Origin of the sequence: Chromobacterium haemolyticum DSM 19808 (assembly GCF_000711885.1) — a bacterium.
Taxonomy (GTDB): domain Bacteria; phylum Pseudomonadota; class Gammaproteobacteria; order Burkholderiales; family Chromobacteriaceae; genus Chromobacterium; species Chromobacterium haemolyticum.
This window is the reverse complement of sequence record NZ_KL543996.1, coordinates 80344-96644: the sequence shown is the minus strand read 5'-3', so window position 1 is coordinate 96644 and position 16301 is coordinate 80344. Positions and strand designations below refer to the sequence as shown.

The following is a 16301-nucleotide window of genomic DNA, read 5'->3' as shown; positions in this document are numbered from 1 at the left end:
CTTTACCCCTGGGTGATCTCGATAGCGTCGAACATGCCGCCCAGCGCCAGCGTGGCCGCGTGAGCGGTGGCGATGCGGACCGTATCCTGCGGCAGGCGGTCGTCGGCGACGATGCGCACGCGCGCCTGGCCGGAACCCTGGCTCAGCAATGCGGTGCTGTCGACGGCAATGCCCAGCTTCTGCAGCAGGCCGCTGTGAGCGGAAGCCACCGGCTCGGCCGCATCGCGGGTCTGTTGCAGCGACTTGGCGCGGCGGCAGATGGCGTCGGCCTGATACAGCGGCACTTCGCCGATACGGCTCAGACCGGCAGCAGCGGTAGCGGCGACGTTCAGCTGGCTCAGCGCGTTGTTCAGACGCGCGGCGATGTCGCCCTTGGCCAACAGCTCGGCGCGTACTTCCTCGGCGCTGTTGAACTCAAAGCCGGACAGATTCAGCATATTGCCCAGTACCCGCAGCACTTTCCAGGCCGGGCGCGCTTCGCCCAACGGACGCACCACGCCGTTGAACGGCTGCAGCTTGCCTTCCATATTCACGAAGGAACCGGCGGTTTCGGAGAACGGCGCGATCGGCAGCAGCACGTCGGCGTAATCCAGCAAGCCCTGACCCTTGAACGCGGTCAACGCGATCACGGTGGCGGCCTGCTTCATCGCCGCGACGGCGGCCTGCGGGTTGTAGCTGTCGAACTCGACTTCGGTGTTCAGCAGCACGTAAGCCTTCTTCGGCTGCGCGATCATCGCGGCGGCATTGGCGCCCGCGCCTTGCGGCAGCGCGCCCGCCAGTTCCGCGCCCACGCTGTTGGCGGCCTCGGACAGCACGCCGAAGCTGGCGCCGCTCAGGCGCGAAATCTCCTGCGCCACGGACAGCAGCTGGCTGAACGCCGGATGATGCTGAGCCACATTGCCCAGCACCACGGCGGCGGTTTCTGCGCCGCTCAGGCTTTCGGCGATGCGGCGCGCCTCGGCGGAGACTTCCACCGCGGACAGATCAACGGAGGTTTCACCGCCCTTGATTTCCGCCACAGCCTTCAGCACCTGAGCGAAGCCGTTGACCAGCGCCAGCGGCGACACGATCAGCTTGGCGTTGATCTTGATCAGCAGGTCGTCGTCGGCGACGTGGATAATATTAAGCTCGCTGCCTTTTTTGGCCGCTGAGCGGAGGCGCGAAGTCAGCAGAGGCTGTTCCTTGCGCAGCGTGGAGCCCACCACCAGTACCGACTTGGCCGCGGCCAGATCGGAAATGCTGGAGCCCAGCCATTCCGCGCCCTGCTTGGCCGCATCGGCGGCGAAGTCGCTGCGGCGCAGGCGGTAATCAATGCTTTCCACGCCGAAGGCGCGCGCCAGCTTCTGCGCCAGATACAGCTCTTCGGTGGTGGAGTGCGGGCTGGTCAGGAAAGCGATGGCGTCCTTGCCGTGATCGGCGGACACGCCGTTCAGGCCCTTGACCACGTAATTGAGCGCGGTCTCCCAATCGGTTTCGTGCCACTTGCCGTCAAACTTGATCATCGGCTGCTTCAGACGCTCGGCCGAGTTCAAGCCCTCGTAGGAGAAGCGGTCGCGGTCGGCGATCCAGCACTCGTTGATGGCTTCATTTTCCAGCGGCAGCACGCGCATCACTTCATTGCTCTTGACCTGAACGATCAGGTTGGAGCCCAGGCCGTCGTGCGGGCTGACCGATTTGCGGCGCGACAGCTCCCAGGCGCGGGTGCTGTAGCGGAACGGCTTGGAGGTCAGCGCGCCCACCGGGCACAGATCGATGACGTTGCCGGAGATTTCCGAATCCACGGTCTTGCCGAGGAAGGGCAGAATCTCGGAGAACTCGCCGCGATGAGCCATGCCGATTTCCTGGAAGCCGCCGACTTCCTCGGTAAAGCGCACGCAGCGTGTGCAGTGAATGCAGCGCGACATTTCTTCCGCCGAGACCAGCGGGCCCATGTCCTTGCCCACCACCACGCGCTTTTCTTCCTGATAGCGCGAGGAGGAGTTGCCGTAGCCCACGGCCAGATCCTGCAGCTGGCATTCGCCGCCTTGGTCGCAGATCGGGCAATCCAGCGGGTGGTTGATCAGCAGGAACTCCATCACGCCCGCCTGGGCCTTCTTGGCCATGTCGGAGTGGGTATGGACCTTCATGCCGTCGGTCACCGGGGTGGCGCAAGCCGGCAACGGCTTGGGCGCCTTCTCCACTTCCACCAGGCACATGCGGCAGTTGGCCGCGATGGACAGCTTCTTGTGGTAGCAGAAGTGCGGAATGTACGTGCCCACCGAGTGGGCCGCTTCCATGACGGTGCTGCCTTGCGGGACCGTCAGTTTTTTTCCGTCGATTTCGATTTCAAGCATCGCTCAACACCATTTGTGGTCCACCAAGGTCTTTCCGTGTTCGATCGCGTACTCGAACTCGTGACGGAAATGCTTGGTGAAACTGCGAACCGGGAACACGGCGGCGTCGGCCAGCGCACAGATAGTGCGGCCCGCCATGTTGTTGCCCACGGAATCCAGAAGCTCCAGATCGCCCGGACGGCCCTGGCCGTTGGCGATGCGGTGGATCACACGGTACAGCCAACCGGTGCCTTCTCGGCACGGCGTGCACTGGCCGCAGGATTCTTCGTGGTAGAAGTAGGCCAGACGCTCCAGCGCCTTGATCATGCACACGTCTTCATTCATCACGATGACAGCGCCGGAACCCAGCATCGAGCCGGCTTTGGCGATGCTGTCGTAGTCCATCGTGCATTGCATCATGACGTCGGCGGGCAGAATGGGGGCGGACGAACCGCCCGGAATCACCGCCTTGAGCTTCTTGCCGTCGCGCATGCCGCCGGCCATTTCCAGCAGCTCGGAGAACGGAGTGCCCAGCGGGATCTCGTAGTTGCCCGGACGGTTCACATGGCCGGAGACCGAGAACAGCTTGGTGCCGCCGTTGTTCGGCTTGCCCTTTTCCAGGAACGGCTGCGCGCCGTCGCGGATAATGAAGGGCACCGAGGCGAACGATTCGGTGTTGTTGATGGTGGTCGGCTTGCCGTACAGGCCGAAGCTGGCCGGGAACGGCGGCTTGAAACGCGGTTGTCCCTTCTTGCCTTCCAGCGACTCCAGCAGCGCGGTTTCCTCGCCGCAGATGTAGGCGCCGTAGCCATGATGGGCGAACAGGTCGAAGTTGAAGCCGGAGCCCAGAATGTTCTGTCCCAGCAGACCCGCTTTGCGCGCCTCATCCAGCGCTTCTTCGAAACGCTCGTATTCGGCGAAGATTTCACCGTGGATGTAGTTGTAGCCGGCCTTGGTGCCCATCGCGTAACCGGCGATGATCATGCCTTCGATCAGCGAATGCGGATTGAAGCGCAGGATGTCGCGGTCCTTGAAGGTGCCCGGCTCGCCCTCGTCGGTATTGCAAACGACGTATTTGTCGCCCGGGAACGAACGCGGCATGAAGCTCCACTTCAGGCCGGTGGGGAAACCCGCGCCGCCGCGGCCGCGCAGGCCGGAGTTTTTCACTTCGGCGATCACGTCTTCCTGGGCCATCTTGCTGTCCAGAATGCGGCGCAGCGCCTGGTAGCCGCCGCGCGCCTCGTAGGCGCTCAGTTGCCAGCAATTGGGATCGGAAGTGTCGACGCCATCGAAAATCACGCCATTGACGAAGATTGCCATTATTTCAGCTCCGCCAGTTTCTTATCGATTGCTTCGGGCGTCATGAAGCTGCACATCTTGTGGTTGTTGACCAGCAAGACCGGCGCGTCGCCACAGGCCCCCATGCACTCCCCTTCCAGCAAGGTGTACTTGCCGTCCGCGCTGGTTTCGCCGATGGCGATGCCCAGCTTCTTGGAGATGTACTCAGCCGCGTTGACGCCGCCGGACAAGGCACAGGGCAAGTTGGTGCAGACAGTGATCTTGTACTGCCCAACCGGCTTCATGTCGTACATATTGTAGAAAGTGGCGACTTCGTAAGCGGCTACCGGCGGAATCTGCAGGTAGTTGGCGACGAATTCGATCACCTCGGTATTCAGGCAACGCTCCTCCGGAGCGGAGCCCGCTTCGCGACGTTCAGTCAGCGCGATGCGCAAGGCGCCCATCACCGCGGACCGTTTCTGGTCTGCGGGATATTTGGCGACTTCGCGATCGATTTTGGCTAGCGATTCAGCGGACAGCATCAGCGGTCAATCTCCCCAAACACGATATCCTGCGTACCGATGATGGCCACCACGTCGGCGATCATATGGCCCTTGGCCATCTCGTCCAGCGCCGCAAGGTGGGCGTAGCCGGGCGCGCGAATCTTCATGCGGTACGGCTTGTTTGCGCCGTCGGACACCAGATAGACGCCGAACTCGCCTTTCGGGTGCTCGGTGCCCACGTAGGCCTCGCCCTCCGGCACATGCATGCCTTCGGTAAACAGTTTGAAGTGGTGGATCAGGTCTTCCATATTGGCCTTCATGCCTTCGCGCGAAGGCGGCGCCACTTTATGGTTGTCGGTGATCACCGGGCCCGGATTCTTACGCAGCCATTCCACGCACTGGCGGATGATGCGGTTGGACTGGCGCATCTCTTCGATGCGCACCAGGTAGCGGTCGTAGCAATCGCCGTTGACGCCGACGGGAATATCGAAGTCCAGCTTGGAATACACATCGTAGGGCTGCTTCTTGCGCAAATCCCAGGCGATGCCGGAGCCGCGCAGCATCGGACCGGTCAGGCCCAGGTTCAGCGCGCGCTCGGGCGACACCACGCCGATGCCGACGGTGCGCTGCTTCCAGATGCGGTTGTCGGTCAGCAAAGTCTCGTATTCGTCGACATAAGTCGGGAAACGCTTGGTGAAATCGTCGATGAAGTCCAGCAGCGAACCCTGGCGGCCTTCGTTCAGGCGGGCCAGTTCGCGGGCGTTCTTGATCTTGGAGACGGTGTACTGCGGCATGCTGTCCGGCAGATCGCGATACACGCCGCCGGGACGGAAGTAGGCCGCGTGCAGACGCGCGCCGGACACCGCTTCGTAGCAGTCCATCAAGTCTTCGCGTTCGCGGAAGGCGTACAGGAATACGGTCATCGCGCCGATGTCGAGACCATGCGCGCCAATCCACAGCAAGTGGTTCAGCAGGCGGGTGATCTCGGCGAACATCACGCGGATGTATTGCGCGCGCTCAGGCACTTCGATGCCCAGCAGCTTCTCGATGGACAGACAGTACGCGTGCTCGTTGCACATCATGGACACGTAGTCGAGACGGTCCATGTAAGGCAGCGACTGAATGAAGGTCTTGCTCTCGGCCAGCTTCTCGGTGCCGCGATGCAGCAGGCCGATATGCGGGTCCGCGCGCTGGACGACTTCGCCGTCCAGTTCCAGCACCAGACGCAACACACCGTGAGCGGCAGGGTGTTGCGGGCCGAAGTTGAGGGTGTAGTTACGGATTTCAGCCACCGTAGTTCTCCTCGCGAATGATGCGCGGCGTAATTTCACGCGGCTCAATGGTCACCGGCTGATAAATCACGCGCTGTTGTGTCGGGTCGTAACGCATTTCCACGTGACCGGACAGCGGGAAGTCCTTGCGGAACGGATGGCCGACGAAGCCGTAGTCGGTCAGGATGCGGCGCAGGTCAGGATGGCCGTCGAAAACGATGCCGAACAGGTCGAACGCCTCGCGCTCGAACCAGTTGGCGCCGCTCCAGACGCCCACGACCGAAGCGACCACCGGGAAGGCGTCGTCTTCGGCGAACACGCGCAGGCGGATGCGCTGATTGTGCTTGACCGACAGCAGATGGTAGACCACGGCGAAGCGCGGACCGTCCCATACCTCGTCGCGGTACGCGCTGTAGTCCACACCGCACAAATCGATGCATTGCTCAAAAGACAGGTCGGCGTGGTCGCGCAGCGTGGTCGCCACGGCGATCAGATCCGCCGCCTTGCATACAATGGTCAGCTCTTCCAGAGCCAGCGTGCTTTGCACGAGCTTGTCGCCCAGCGCCTGCTGCACAGCCGACCCTAACGCTTCCATTTTCTTGGAGGCCATAAGTTTCTACCTTAGCGGGCGATGGTGTTGGTGCGTTTGATCTTGTTCTGCAGCTGAATGATGCCGTACAGCAAGGCCTCTGCAGTTGGCGGACAGCCGGGCACGTAGACGTCGACCGGCACAATGCGGTCGCAGCCTCGCACGACTGAATAGGAATAATGGTAATAGCCGCCGCCGTTGGCACAGGACCCCATCGAGATCACCCAGCGAGGCTCGGCCATCTGGTCGTAAACCTTGCGCAGGGCCGGAGCCATCTTGTTGCACAGCGTGCCGGCCACGATCATCAGATCGGACTGGCGCGGGCTGGGACGGAACACGATGCCGAAACGGTCCAGATCGTAACGCGCCGCGCCGGCATGCATCATCTCCACCGCGCAACAGGCCAGACCAAAGGTCATCGGCCACAGCGAACCGGTTCGGGTGTAATTGATGAGCTTGTCAGCCGTTGTGGTGACAAACCCTTTCTCCAGAATACCTTCTACTCCCATTCCAGAGCTCCTTTTTTCCACATGTAGACGAAGCCCAGGGTCAACACGCCCAGGAACTCCACCATGACGCCCAGACCATAAGTCCCCAACTCCTTCAACACCACGGCCCACGGCAGCAGGAAGGCGACCTCTAGGTCGAACAGGATGAAGAGGATGGCTATCAGATAATAGCGGACGTCAAACTTCATGCGAGCGTCTTCGAAAGCCTCGAAGCCGCACTCATACGGAGACAGTTTCTCAGGATCGGGACGATTGGGAGCCAGCAGTTTGCCCAATAAAATAGGGCCTACGCCGACCAACAGTCCGACCATGACAAACAGCAGAATGGGAAAGTAATTTTGCAGCATTTCCCGTACACCCCCACGAAATAAAGGGGGTTACCCCCCCTTTGGCTCCAAATAAAACAGGCCACCGGAGTCCCGGTGGCCTGTTTTTGAATGGTGGTGCCGACAGTGAGACTCGAACTCACACAGCTTTCGCCACTACCCCCTCAAGATAGCGTGTCTACCAATTTCACCATGTCGGCACAGCAAGCTTTAATTGTTACTCCGGTATTTTCGATGCCGTACCCGAAGCTTTATCGCTAGGCACACCGGCCGGGATTTGCGGTGCAACCTGTTCAACCTTGGTTCCCATTACGCCCAAATCGCTTTTTCCGCCCCCAGACAGAAAAACCAGAGCAAGGGAAGTCGAGAAGAACACGGCCGCTGCGACAGCGGTTGTCCTACTCAAGAAATTCGCAGAACCAGACGCGCCGAACAAGCTACCGGAAGAGCCGCTACCGAAAGCCGCCCCCATGTCCGCGCCCTTGCCGTGCTGCATCAAAACCAGCACGATAATAGTCCCTGCAGACAGGAGATTTACGATCCAAATAAGCGTCTTAATAAGTTCCATACTATATCAATTTTCCTGCGGCTTGGCAAATTGCCCTGAATGAACCGGCGTCCAGAGATGCCCCTCCAACAAGGGCTCCGTCGACATTTTCAGTCGCCAGAATCGCTTCGGCATTCTCTGCCTTGACACTGCCGCCGTAGAGGACGCGAATATTATCGGAGGCCTTGACGTTTTGCAAGCACCATTTTTTGATCGCGCCGTGGATTTCGGCGATTTGCGCCAGCGTCGCCACCTTGCCGGTGCCGATCGCCCAGACCGGTTCATAAGCCACAACGTATTCACCATGGTCTATCTCGGACAGAAGCGCAAGCTGATCTCTAATCACCTCGAGCTGACGGCCGGCTTCCCGCTCTTCCAGGGTCTCGCCCACGCACAGCACCGGCACCAGGCCGGCCGCGATGGCGTTCCGCATCTTCCGCAACAAAGCGGCGTTGCTCTCGCCGAAATACTGGCGGCGCTCCGAGTGGCCCACCAAAGTGTAGCCGCAGCCGATATCGGCCAGCATCGCGGCGCTGGTTTCGCCGGTGAAGGCGCCGTCTTGATCGAAGGCGCTGACATCCTGCGCGCACAGCCGGAGCGGCTGACCGCGCAGCCGTTCCGCCAGGCCGGCCAAGTAGACGGCCGGCGCGGCCACGCCCACCCAATCGCGGTTGCTCGTCTCATCCGCCAGCAGCGCCTGCAACAGCGTCTGCGCGCTGTCGGCGCGGGTATTCATCTTCCAGTTGCCAATTACCAGCTTGCCGGCCATTTCCGCCTCCCGCGATTCTTGAATATCCGCCGATTATATCCGCAGCCGCCTTGTTGGCTCAAACCGACATCCAGCTGACATTGATTGTCCGCAAACAAAGCCGTTTCCACGACTTGTAATATTCCTGAAAAATTTCCGTCTTAGCATGCGCCCATTACCACGCACCTCATCCATTCTCAGGAGTAGGCATGAAACAGTCTGTTCGTCTGGCCGCATCGTTTGTTCTCGGTTCCGTCTGCCTGTCCGGCGCGGCCGCGGCCGCCGACATCACCGGCGCGGGCGCTACCTTCCCGTACCCTCTGTACGCCAAATGGGCCGCCGCCTACAAAGCCGGCACCAACAACAACCTGAACTACCAGTCCATCGGCTCCGGCGGCGGCATCAAGCAGATCCAGTCCAAGACCGTGGATTTCGGCGCTTCCGACATGCCGCTGAAGCCGGAAGAGCTGGAAAAATCCGGCCTGACCCAATTCCCCACCGTGATCGGCGGCGTGGTGCCGGTGCTGAACGTGCCCGGCATCACTCCGGGACAGGTGAAGTTCACCGGCCCGCTGCTGGCGGACATCTACTTGGGCAAAGTCGCCAAGTGGAACGACCCGGCCATCGCCAAGCTGAATCCCGGCGTCAAACTGCCGGACCTGCGCATCTCCGTGGTGCGTCGCTCCGACGGTTCCGGCACCACCTTCATCTTCACCAACTACCTGTCCAAGGTCTCTCCGGACTGGGCCAAGGAAGTCGGCTCCAACACCGCGGTCAGCTGGAAAGGCAACCCGGTGGGCGGCAAGGGCAATGAGGGCGTGGCCAACTACGTGACCCGCATCAAGGGCGCGATCGGCTACGTGGAATACGCCTACGCCAAGCAGAACAAGTTGGCCTTCGGCCTGATGCAAAACCAGGCAGGCAGCTTCGTGAAGCCGGATGAGTCCAGCTTCAAGGCCGCCGCCGCCAACGCCGACTGGAAAAAAGCGCCGGGCTTCTACCTGCTGCTGACCAACCAGCCGGGCAAGGACAGCTGGCCCATCGCCGGCGCCACCTTCATCTTGATGCACAAGAAGCAGGACAAGCCGGCGCAAGGCGGCGAAGTGTTGAAATTCTTCGACTGGGCTTACAAGAACGGCGACAAGACCGCGCTGGATCTGGACTATATCCCGATGCCGGACGCGATCAAGGGCGTGATTCGCGCCAGCTGGAAGCAAATTGCCGACAACAGCGGCAAATCGGTGTGGAACTGAGCCGCATACCATGCACGCAGGCCGGGGAAGGCTTCCCCGGCTTTTTGTCTGATAAATGAGCATGCATATGCAAAAGTTGAGTCACTCGCAGCAAATCAAAACCCAGCTGCTGCTGGACAATCTGTTCCGCTGGGTTACCCGTTTCTTCGCCTTCCTGGTGCTGGCCTTGCTGGTGGGCATCCTGATTTCGCTGTTGATCGGCGCGCTGCCCAGCATTCAAGCCTTCGGCTTCAAGTTTCTGGTCACCAGCGACTGGGATCCGGTCAACGAGCAATTTGGCGCGCTGGTGCCCATTTTCGGCACCCTGGCCACCTCTTTCATCGCCCTGCTGATCGGCGTGCCGGTCAGCTTCGGCATTGCCCTGTTCCTGACCGAATTGTGCCCCACCTGGCTGAAGCGGCCGCTGGGCATCGCGGTGGAACTGCTGGCGGGTATTCCGTCCATCATCTACGGCATGTGGGGCCTGTTCGTGTTCGCTCCCATTTTCGCCGACCACGTGCAGCCGCTGCTGACCGACACCCTGGGCAACATCCCGCTGCTGGGCGTGCTGTTCCAGGGCGCGCCGATGGGCATTGGCATTTTCACCGCCGGGCTGATCCTGGCCATCATGATCATCCCCTTCATCGCCTCGGTTATGCGCGATGTGTTCGAAGTGGTGCCGGTGATGCTGAAGGAGTCCGCCTACGGTCTGGGCTCCACCACCTGGGAAGTGGTGCGCTATGTGGTGCTGCCCTACACCAAGACCGGCGTGGTCGGCGGCATCATGCTTGGCTTGGGCCGCGCGCTGGGCGAGACCATGGCGGTGACCTTCGTCATCGGCAACTCCACCCGCTTCGCCGCCGGCCTGTTCGAGCCGGGCAATTCCATCGCCTCCTCTCTGGCGAATGAATTCGCCGAAGCCAATGGCGAGCTTTATCTCTCCTCCCTGATTCAACTGGGCCTGATCCTGTTCTTCATCACCTTCGTGGTGCTGGCGTGCTCCAAACTGTTGTTGCTGCGCCTGAAGAAACAGGAAGGTCGCCCGTCCTGAACACGAGAGACGCTAACCGCATGAGCCAAACCGTTATGAATTCCGCCCTGCGCCCGCCCCAATCCGCCATTTCCTCCAAGGCCGACAGCAGCGTTTACCGCCGCCGCCGGCTGGTGAACCGCATCAATATGGGCGCGTCGATGTTCACCATGGCCTTCGGCCTGTTCTGGTTGTTCTGGATTCTGAGCACCTTGCTTCAGCACGGCTTGTCCGGACTCAACTGGGAGGTGTTCACCGCCAGCACGCCACCGCCGGGCAGCACCGGCGGCTTGGCCAACGCCATTTACGGCAGCCTGATGATGACGGCCTTTGGCACCCTGTTCGGCACGCCGATCGGCATCCTGGCCGGCATCTACCTGGCCGAGTTCGGCCAGCGCGGCTGGCTGGCGCCGGCCACCCGCTTCATCAACGACATCCTGCTGTCCGCGCCGTCCATCGTCATCGGCCTGTTCATCTACGAAGTCTACGTGGTATCGGTCGGACACTTTTCCGGCTGGGCCGGCTCCTTCGCGCTGGCCATCCTGGTGATCCCGGTTGTCGTGCGCACCACCGAGAACATGCTGCGCCTGGTGCCGGGCAGCCTGCGCGAAGCCGCGTCGGCGCTGGGCGCGCCGCAGTGGAAGGTCACCTTGCACGTCACCTTGCGCTCGGCCAAGGCCGGCGTGCTGACCGGCATTCTGCTGGCGGTGGCGCGCATTTCCGGCGAAACCGCGCCGCTGCTGTTCACCGCGCTGAACAACCAGTTCTTCAACAGCAATATGAACCAGCCGATGGCCAACCTGCCCATCGTGATCTTCCAGTTCGCGATGAGCCCGTACGAGGACTGGCACAGACTGGCCTGGGCCGGCTCCCTGTTGATCACCTTCAGCGTGCTGACGCTGAACATCGTTGCCCGCTGGATGGGCAGCCAGAAAAACCAATCGCATTAAGGCTTGCAGACCATGGCTGAAATCCACTCCAAGCTTCAGGTCAAGAATCTGAACTTCTTTTACGGTAATTTCCACGCGCTGAAGAACATCCAGCTGGAGATCGCTTCGCGCAAGGTCACCGCTTTCATCGGCCCGTCCGGCTGTGGCAAATCCACGCTGCTGCGCACCTTCAACCGCATGTACGAGCTCTACCCCGGCCTGCGCGCCGAGGGCGACATCCTGCTGGACGGCCACAATGTCCTGGGCCGCGACGTGGACGTCAACCTGCTGCGCGCCAAAGTGGGCATGGTGTTCCAGAAGCCCACCCCGTTCCCGATGTCCATCTACGACAACATCACCTTCGGCGTGAAGCTCTACGAAAAACTGTCCAAAGGCGAGATGGAGGACCGGGTGGAATGGGCGCTGCGCAAGGCCGCGCTGTGGGACGAGGTCAAGGACAAGCTCAAGCAGTCCGGCAACTCGCTGTCCGGCGGCCAGCAGCAGCGGCTGTGCATCGCGCGCGCGGTGGCGTCCAAGCCGGAGGTGCTGCTGCTGGACGAGCCCACCTCGGCGCTGGACCCGATTTCCACCGCTCACATCGAAGAGCTGATTCATGAGCTCAAAGAGGACTACACCATCGCCATCGTCACCCACAATATGCAGCAGGCGGCTCGGGTATCGGACTACACCGCCTACATGTATTTGGGCGAATTGATCGAGTTCGGCGACACCGACTCCATCTTCACCACCCCGCAGAAGAAGGCCACCGAAGACTACATCACCGGCAAGTTCGGCTGATCCCGTCCAGGCTCTCAGACCGCCGTCATGACCTCTCCGGGCATGGCGGCTTTTAACATTATCGCGAGCGCAATTTACCATGACGGCGGCAAAAAACCGCCTAAATCAGCCGGTCTCCCGGACCGGTCTGTCAAGGCGATTCCACATGGTTTGCCGGCAAATACGACACCATTTATTTTTTTTTTATAAGTACTTGACGGCATTGGCCTTGGACACAACAATCCCGCCTTTACGATACTGTGTGCACATTTCACCATGTTGGACCTGTTTTCCGGGCTTGAGACCCACGTCGCCATCACCCTGGTGCTTTCCCTGGGCTTCGTGCTCGCCTTTGAGTTCATCAACGGCTTCCATGACACTGCCAACGCGGTGGCTACCGTTATCTATACCCAGTCGATGAAACCGCGCCTCGCGGTGTTCTACTCCGGTATTTTCAATTTCCTCGGCGTCATCACCGGCGGCCTCGCCGTCGCCTACGCCATCGTGCACTTGCTGCCCGTGGACCTGCTGATCTCGATCAACACCACCCGCGGCATGGCCATGGTGTTTGCGCTGCTGACCGCCGCCATCGCCTGGAACCTGGGCACGTGGTACTTCGGCCTGCCCGCCTCCAGCAGCCACACGCTGATCGGCGCCATTCTGGGCGTGGGCGTGGCCAACAGCCTCATCCACGGCACTTCGCTGTCCCATGGCATCAACTGGAGCAAGGCCATCGACGTCGGCGCCTCGCTGCTGGCCTCGCCGCTGGTGGGCGCCTTGCTCGCCGCGCTGATCGTCATCCTGCTGCGGCGCTACCGGCCTCACAGCAATGTGCACAAGACCCCTTACCAACGCCAGCAGGTGGAAGGCCGCAAACATCCGCCGTTCTGGACCCGCTTCATGCTGATCGTGTCGTCGATGGGCGTCAGCTTCGCCCACGGCTCCAATGACGGCCAGAAAGGCGTGGGCCTGATCATGCTGGTGCTGATCGGCATCGTGCCGGCCAAGTTCGTGCTGGATCTGGACAGCACGCCCTACCAACTGGACCGCACTCGCGACGCCGCCATTCACTTGCAGAAGTTCTACGAACGTCATCAAGTCGAACTGAACAAGATCATCCTGCCGTCCAAGGGCTCCAGCCAGTACGAATGCCACCCGCTGGAAACCGGCGACACCGTCAAGCGCCTGCTGAGCACCATGGGCGACGGCGGCGACTACCATGCGCTGAGCTCCGAACAGCGCTGGAATGTGCGCACCGAACTGCTGTGTCTGGACGACGCCGCCAAGAAGGCCTCCGCCCTGCCCAAGCTGTCCGCCGACGACAAGCAGATGCTGCAGAACCTGCGCAAGGATTTGACCACCACCACTGAATACGCGCCCACCTGGGTGATCGTCGCCGTGGCGCTGTCCCTTGGCATCGGCACCATGGTCGGCTGGCGCCGCGTGGTGAAAACCGTGGGCGAAGGCATTGGCAAGAAAGACATGACTTACGCCCAGGGCGTATCCGCGCAAATGACCGCCGCCATCTCCATCGGCCTCGCCAGCCAGTTCGGCTTCCCGGTATCCACCACTCAGGTGCTGTCCAGCGCCGTGGCCGGCACCATGGTGGCGGACAAGGCCGGCTTGCAGATGTCCACTATCCGCTCGATCGCATTGGCCTGGCTGTTCACGCTGCCGGTATCGATGTTGCTGGCGGGCGGGCTGTACTACGTGGCCTCGCTCTGGTTGTAATAAAAGTCTTGCCAGACTCTTCAAGGCTGTCGAGAAAGTCAAAGCCACCGCATTGCGGTGGCTTTTTCTTTTGGCATTTCCTTGTCGGAAAATTTTCGATTGACCTGGGTCAAGCTTTAAGCCGGCACTGCTTGTGCCAATATTTTATAAATTGCTAATATTTGCTCGCTTCATCATGGTTTCTCCTTTGTTGTTTGCAGCAATCCCTTTGCGCCTCAGCCCCCCAGCCGAGGCGCTTTTTTTTGCCCTATTCGAAAGCCTGCTCCAAGGCTGGAGAGCCAGAGCCAAGCAAGGCGAGAACCGCTGAGAAAACGGAATGTGAACGTGGCTCATGAGCATTTCGAAGCGGCTCTCCACGCCCTTTATCCATCCATCCCGCCGAAGCGGAGCAAGCATTTAGCCGGCTTCAAGCTTTGAGAAACTGCTCGCGTCCGGCCAGCCAACGGTCCAGATGAGCGTCCACCGCCTGCGGGTGGCGCTCCAGCAGCAAGGGCGCCAGTTCCCGCGCCGCCTCCAACAGTTCCAGGTCCTCTTCCAGATTGGCGAAGCGCAGCATGGGCAGGCCGCTCTGGCGCGCGCCCAGTAGTTCGCCGGGCCCGCGAATCAGCAAGTCTTGCCGCGCGATCTCGAAACCATCAACATTCTCGTAAATCACTTTCAAGCGCGCCTTGGCCAAGTCGGATAACGGATTGTCGAACATCAGCACGCAGACGCTGCGCGCGCTGCCGCGCCCCACCCGGCCGCGCAACTGGTGCAACTGAGCCAGGCCCATGCGCTCTGCGTGCTCTATCACCATCAAGCTGGCGTTGGGCACGTCCACGCCCACCTCGATCACCGTGGTGGCCACCAACACTTGCAGTTCGTTTCGGGCAAAAGCCGCCATCACCGCCGCTTTTTCGTCCGCCTTCATCCGGCCATGCACCAGCCCGATGCCAAGCTGCGGCAGGTCGGCGGTGAGTTGCTGATGGGTGTCCACCGCGGTCTGCAATTGTAGGGTTTCCGATTCCTCGATCAGCGGGCACACCCAGTAGGCCTGCTGCCCGTCGGCGCAGGTCTTGGCCACGTGGGCGACGATCTCCTCGCGGCGAGCGCTGTTGATCAGCTTGGTCACGATGGGCGTGCGCCCCGGCGGCAGTTCGTCTATCACCGACACGTCGAGGTCGGCGTAGAAACTCATCGCCAGCGTGCGCGGAATCGGCGTCGCCGACATCATCAGCTGGTGCGGCTCGCCGCCCTTCTCCTTCAACGCCAGCCGCTGGCCGACGCCGAAACGGTGTTGCTCGTCGACAATGACCAGGCCCAGGCGATGGAAGGCCACCTCGTCCTGGAACAAGGCATGGGTGCCCACCGCCAGCCGCGTTTCGCCGCTGGCGATCGCCGCCATCGCTTCTTGCTTTTGCTTCTTGCGCAGGCTGCCGGCCAGCCAGCGCACGGGAACGCCCAAGGGCTCCAGCCAGGCGGAAAGTTTGAGGAAGTGCTGTTCGGCCAGAATCTCGGTCGGCGCCATCAGCGCCACTTGGTAGCCGGATTCAATCGCGGTCAAGGCCGCTAGGGCCGCGACGATGGTCTTGCCGCTGCCCACGTCGCCTTGCAACAGACGGTGCATCGGATGCGGCTGAGTCAGGTCGGCGCGGACTTCAGCCAAGGCCCGTTGCTGCGCGCCAGTCAGCGAGAACGGCAGGCGCTCGACCAACGCTCGGCTCAACGTGCCGTCGCCACGCAGCGGCGGCGCGCGGCCCAGTCGTCGAGCGCGATAGGCCAAACGCATCGACAGCTGCTGCGCCAGTAATTCGTCGAACTTGAGCCGCTGCCAAGCCGGCAGTCTCGGGTCGGCCAATTGGCTGGCGCTGTAATCCGGCGTTGGCAAGTGCAGCAGGCGGATCGCCTCGGCGAACGGCGTCAGCCGCAACGGCGCGGCCAGTTCCTCCGGCAACGTCTCGCCCAAAGGCTGGCTGTCCAGCTCGGCATGGATCAGCTTGCGCAGCGCCGGCTGGGTGAGGCCGTTGACCGTGGGATAGATCGGAGTCAGGCTGTCCGCCAGCGGCGCGCCATTGCCCACTTCGCGGATTTTGGGGTGCACCATCTCGTCGCCGGCGAAGCCGCGGCGGATCTCGCCCAAGGCACGCACCCGGTTGCCGGTGGTGAATTGCTTGACCTGATTGGGATAGAAATGAATGAAGCGCAGCACCAGGCTGCCGCTGGCGTCCTCAATGCGCGCCACCAGCTGACGGCGCGGCCGGAACTGGATTTCATGGGCGATCACCTCGCCCTCCACCAGCACCGCCTGGCCGTACGGCGCGTCGGCGATGGCGTACAGATGGGTCTCGTCCTCATAGCGCAGCGGCAGATGCAGGACCAGGTCGAAACGGCGGCGTATGCCCAGCTTTTCCAGCTTCTTGGCCAGTGCCGGCGCCACGGCCGGCGGCTGATTGGCGGGGTCGATTAGGGAGCTCATCAGCAGCGATTGTACCCAATAAAGAAAAAGGCGGGAGCTGTTCGCGCTCCCGCCTTGCTCATTC

Annotated in this window: 15 protein-coding genes and 1 tRNA gene; 5 read left to right on the top strand and 11 right to left on the bottom strand. The window is 61.5% G+C overall.

The features are described from left to right. Positions 1-2: 2 nt before the first annotated feature. The 10 genes from nuoG to tpiA form a co-directional block, all read right to left on the bottom strand. Positions 3-2333, bottom strand: coding sequence for an NADH-quinone oxidoreductase subunit NuoG (gene nuoG / locus BR71_RS21930; RefSeq protein WP_043642183.1), 2331 nt, complete (start codon positions 2331-2333; stop codon positions 3-5). A gap of 3 nt (positions 2334-2336) precedes the next feature. Continuing rightward, positions 2337-3632: an NADH-quinone oxidoreductase subunit NuoF gene (gene nuoF, locus BR71_RS21925; RefSeq protein WP_019103467.1), complete on the bottom strand. Its 1296-nt coding sequence runs from the start codon at positions 3630-3632 to the stop codon at positions 2337-2339. Continuing rightward, positions 3632-4132 (bottom strand): NADH-quinone oxidoreductase subunit NuoE, encoded by a 501-nt coding sequence (nuoE, locus tag BR71_RS21920; RefSeq protein WP_019103468.1) that lies wholly within the window; start codon positions 4130-4132, stop codon positions 3632-3634. Before nuoE ends, nuoF begins: the two co-directional genes overlap by 1 nt. Beyond that, positions 4132-5385, bottom strand: coding sequence for an NADH-quinone oxidoreductase subunit D (locus tag BR71_RS21915; RefSeq protein ID WP_043590760.1), 1254 nt, complete (start codon positions 5383-5385; stop codon positions 4132-4134). The genes nuoE and BR71_RS21915 overlap by 1 nt, the downstream gene beginning before the upstream one ends. Next, positions 5378-5974: an NADH-quinone oxidoreductase subunit C gene (locus BR71_RS21910; protein ID WP_019103470.1), complete on the bottom strand. Its 597-nt coding sequence runs from the start codon at positions 5972-5974 to the stop codon at positions 5378-5380. Before BR71_RS21910 ends, BR71_RS21915 begins: the two co-directional genes overlap by 8 nt. 11 nt (positions 5975-5985) lie before the next feature. Continuing rightward, positions 5986-6462: a NuoB/complex I 20 kDa subunit family protein gene (locus tag BR71_RS21905; RefSeq protein ID WP_019103471.1), complete on the bottom strand. Its 477-nt coding sequence runs from the start codon at positions 6460-6462 to the stop codon at positions 5986-5988. After that, entirely contained in the window at positions 6453-6809 is a 357-nt protein-coding gene (locus BR71_RS21900; protein ID WP_019103472.1) for an NADH-quinone oxidoreductase subunit A, read from the bottom strand. The genes BR71_RS21905 and BR71_RS21900 overlap by 10 nt, the downstream gene beginning before the upstream one ends. A gap of 94 nt (positions 6810-6903) precedes the next feature. Beyond that, a tRNA-Leu gene (locus tag BR71_RS21895) sits at positions 6904-6988 on the bottom strand. A 17-nt stretch (positions 6989-7005) separates the two neighbouring features. Beyond that, positions 7006-7356 (bottom strand): preprotein translocase subunit SecG, encoded by a 351-nt coding sequence (gene secG, locus BR71_RS21890; protein WP_043590758.1) that lies wholly within the window; start codon positions 7354-7356, stop codon positions 7006-7008. Position 7357: 1 nt separating this feature from the next. Further along, on the bottom strand, positions 7358-8104 hold the full coding sequence (gene tpiA, locus BR71_RS21885) for a triose-phosphate isomerase (RefSeq protein ID WP_043590756.1): 747 nt from the start codon (positions 8102-8104) through the stop codon (positions 7358-7360). A gap of 188 nt (positions 8105-8292) precedes the next feature. Here tpiA and pstS point away from each other — a divergent pair, with 188 nt between their 5' ends. The 5 genes from pstS (at position 8293) to BR71_RS21860 (ending at position 13782) form a co-directional block, all read left to right on the top strand. Continuing rightward, positions 8293-9336 carry a phosphate ABC transporter substrate-binding protein PstS gene (gene pstS, locus BR71_RS21880; protein WP_043642181.1) on the top strand — a complete coding sequence of 348 codons (1044 nt, stop codon included), beginning with the start codon at positions 8293-8295 and terminating at the stop codon, positions 9334-9336. Between the two features lie 67 nt (positions 9337-9403). Continuing rightward, entirely contained in the window at positions 9404-10366 is a 963-nt protein-coding gene (gene pstC / locus BR71_RS21875) for a phosphate ABC transporter permease subunit PstC (RefSeq protein ID WP_019103115.1), read from the top strand. 35 nt (positions 10367-10401) lie between these two features. Beyond that, on the top strand, positions 10402-11295 hold the full coding sequence (pstA, locus tag BR71_RS21870; protein WP_143330180.1) for a phosphate ABC transporter permease PstA: 894 nt from the start codon (positions 10402-10404) through the stop codon (positions 11293-11295). Positions 11296-11307: 12 nt separating this feature from the next. Then, on the top strand, positions 11308-12072 hold the full coding sequence (gene pstB, locus BR71_RS21865) for a phosphate ABC transporter ATP-binding protein PstB (RefSeq protein WP_043590752.1): 765 nt from the start codon (positions 11308-11310) through the stop codon (positions 12070-12072). A gap of 255 nt (positions 12073-12327) precedes the next feature. Further along, positions 12328-13782 (top strand): inorganic phosphate transporter, encoded by a 1455-nt coding sequence (locus BR71_RS21860; protein WP_043642176.1) that lies wholly within the window; start codon positions 12328-12330, stop codon positions 13780-13782. Positions 13783-14188: 406 nt separating this feature from the next. Here the strand turns inward: BR71_RS21860 and recG are convergent, their stop codons facing one another. After that, positions 14189-16237, bottom strand: coding sequence for an ATP-dependent DNA helicase RecG (gene recG, locus BR71_RS21855; RefSeq protein ID WP_052371010.1), 2049 nt, complete (start codon positions 16235-16237; stop codon positions 14189-14191). Between the last annotated feature and the right edge of the window lie 64 nt (positions 16238-16301).

Excerpts from the sequence above, each read along its gene's own strand:
- nuoG (WP_043642183.1), bottom strand. The coding sequence starts at position 2,333 with ATGCTTGAAATCGAAATCGACGGAAAAAAACTGACGGTCCCGCAAGGC.
- nuoF (WP_019103467.1), bottom strand. The coding sequence starts at position 3,632 with ATGGCAATCTTCGTCAATGGCGTGATTTTCGATGGCGTCGACACTTCC.
- nuoE (WP_019103468.1), bottom strand. The coding sequence starts at position 4,132 with ATGCTGTCCGCTGAATCGCTAGCCAAAATCGATCGCGAAGTCGCCAAA.
- BR71_RS21910 (WP_019103470.1), bottom strand. The coding sequence starts at position 5,974 with ATGGCCTCCAAGAAAATGGAAGCGTTAGGGTCGGCTGTGCAGCAGGCG.
- BR71_RS21905 (WP_019103471.1), bottom strand. The coding sequence starts at position 6,462 with ATGGGAGTAGAAGGTATTCTGGAGAAAGGGTTTGTCACCACAACGGCT.
- BR71_RS21900 (WP_019103472.1), bottom strand. The coding sequence starts at position 6,809 with ATGCTGCAAAATTACTTTCCCATTCTGCTGTTTGTCATGGTCGGACTG.
- secG (WP_043590758.1), bottom strand. The coding sequence starts at position 7,356 with ATGGAACTTATTAAGACGCTTATTTGGATCGTAAATCTCCTGTCTGCA.
- tpiA (WP_043590756.1), bottom strand. The coding sequence starts at position 8,104 with ATGGCCGGCAAGCTGGTAATTGGCAACTGGAAGATGAATACCCGCGCC.
- pstS (WP_043642181.1), top strand. The coding sequence starts at position 8,293 with ATGAAACAGTCTGTTCGTCTGGCCGCATCGTTTGTTCTCGGTTCCGTC.
- pstC (WP_019103115.1), top strand. The coding sequence starts at position 9,404 with ATGCAAAAGTTGAGTCACTCGCAGCAAATCAAAACCCAGCTGCTGCTG.
- pstA (WP_143330180.1), top strand. The coding sequence starts at position 10,402 with ATGAATTCCGCCCTGCGCCCGCCCCAATCCGCCATTTCCTCCAAGGCC.
- pstB (WP_043590752.1), top strand. The coding sequence starts at position 11,308 with ATGGCTGAAATCCACTCCAAGCTTCAGGTCAAGAATCTGAACTTCTTT.
- BR71_RS21860 (WP_043642176.1), top strand. The coding sequence starts at position 12,328 with ATGTTGGACCTGTTTTCCGGGCTTGAGACCCACGTCGCCATCACCCTG.
- recG (WP_052371010.1), bottom strand. The coding sequence starts at position 16,237 with ATGAGCTCCCTAATCGACCCCGCCAATCAGCCGCCGGCCGTGGCGCCG.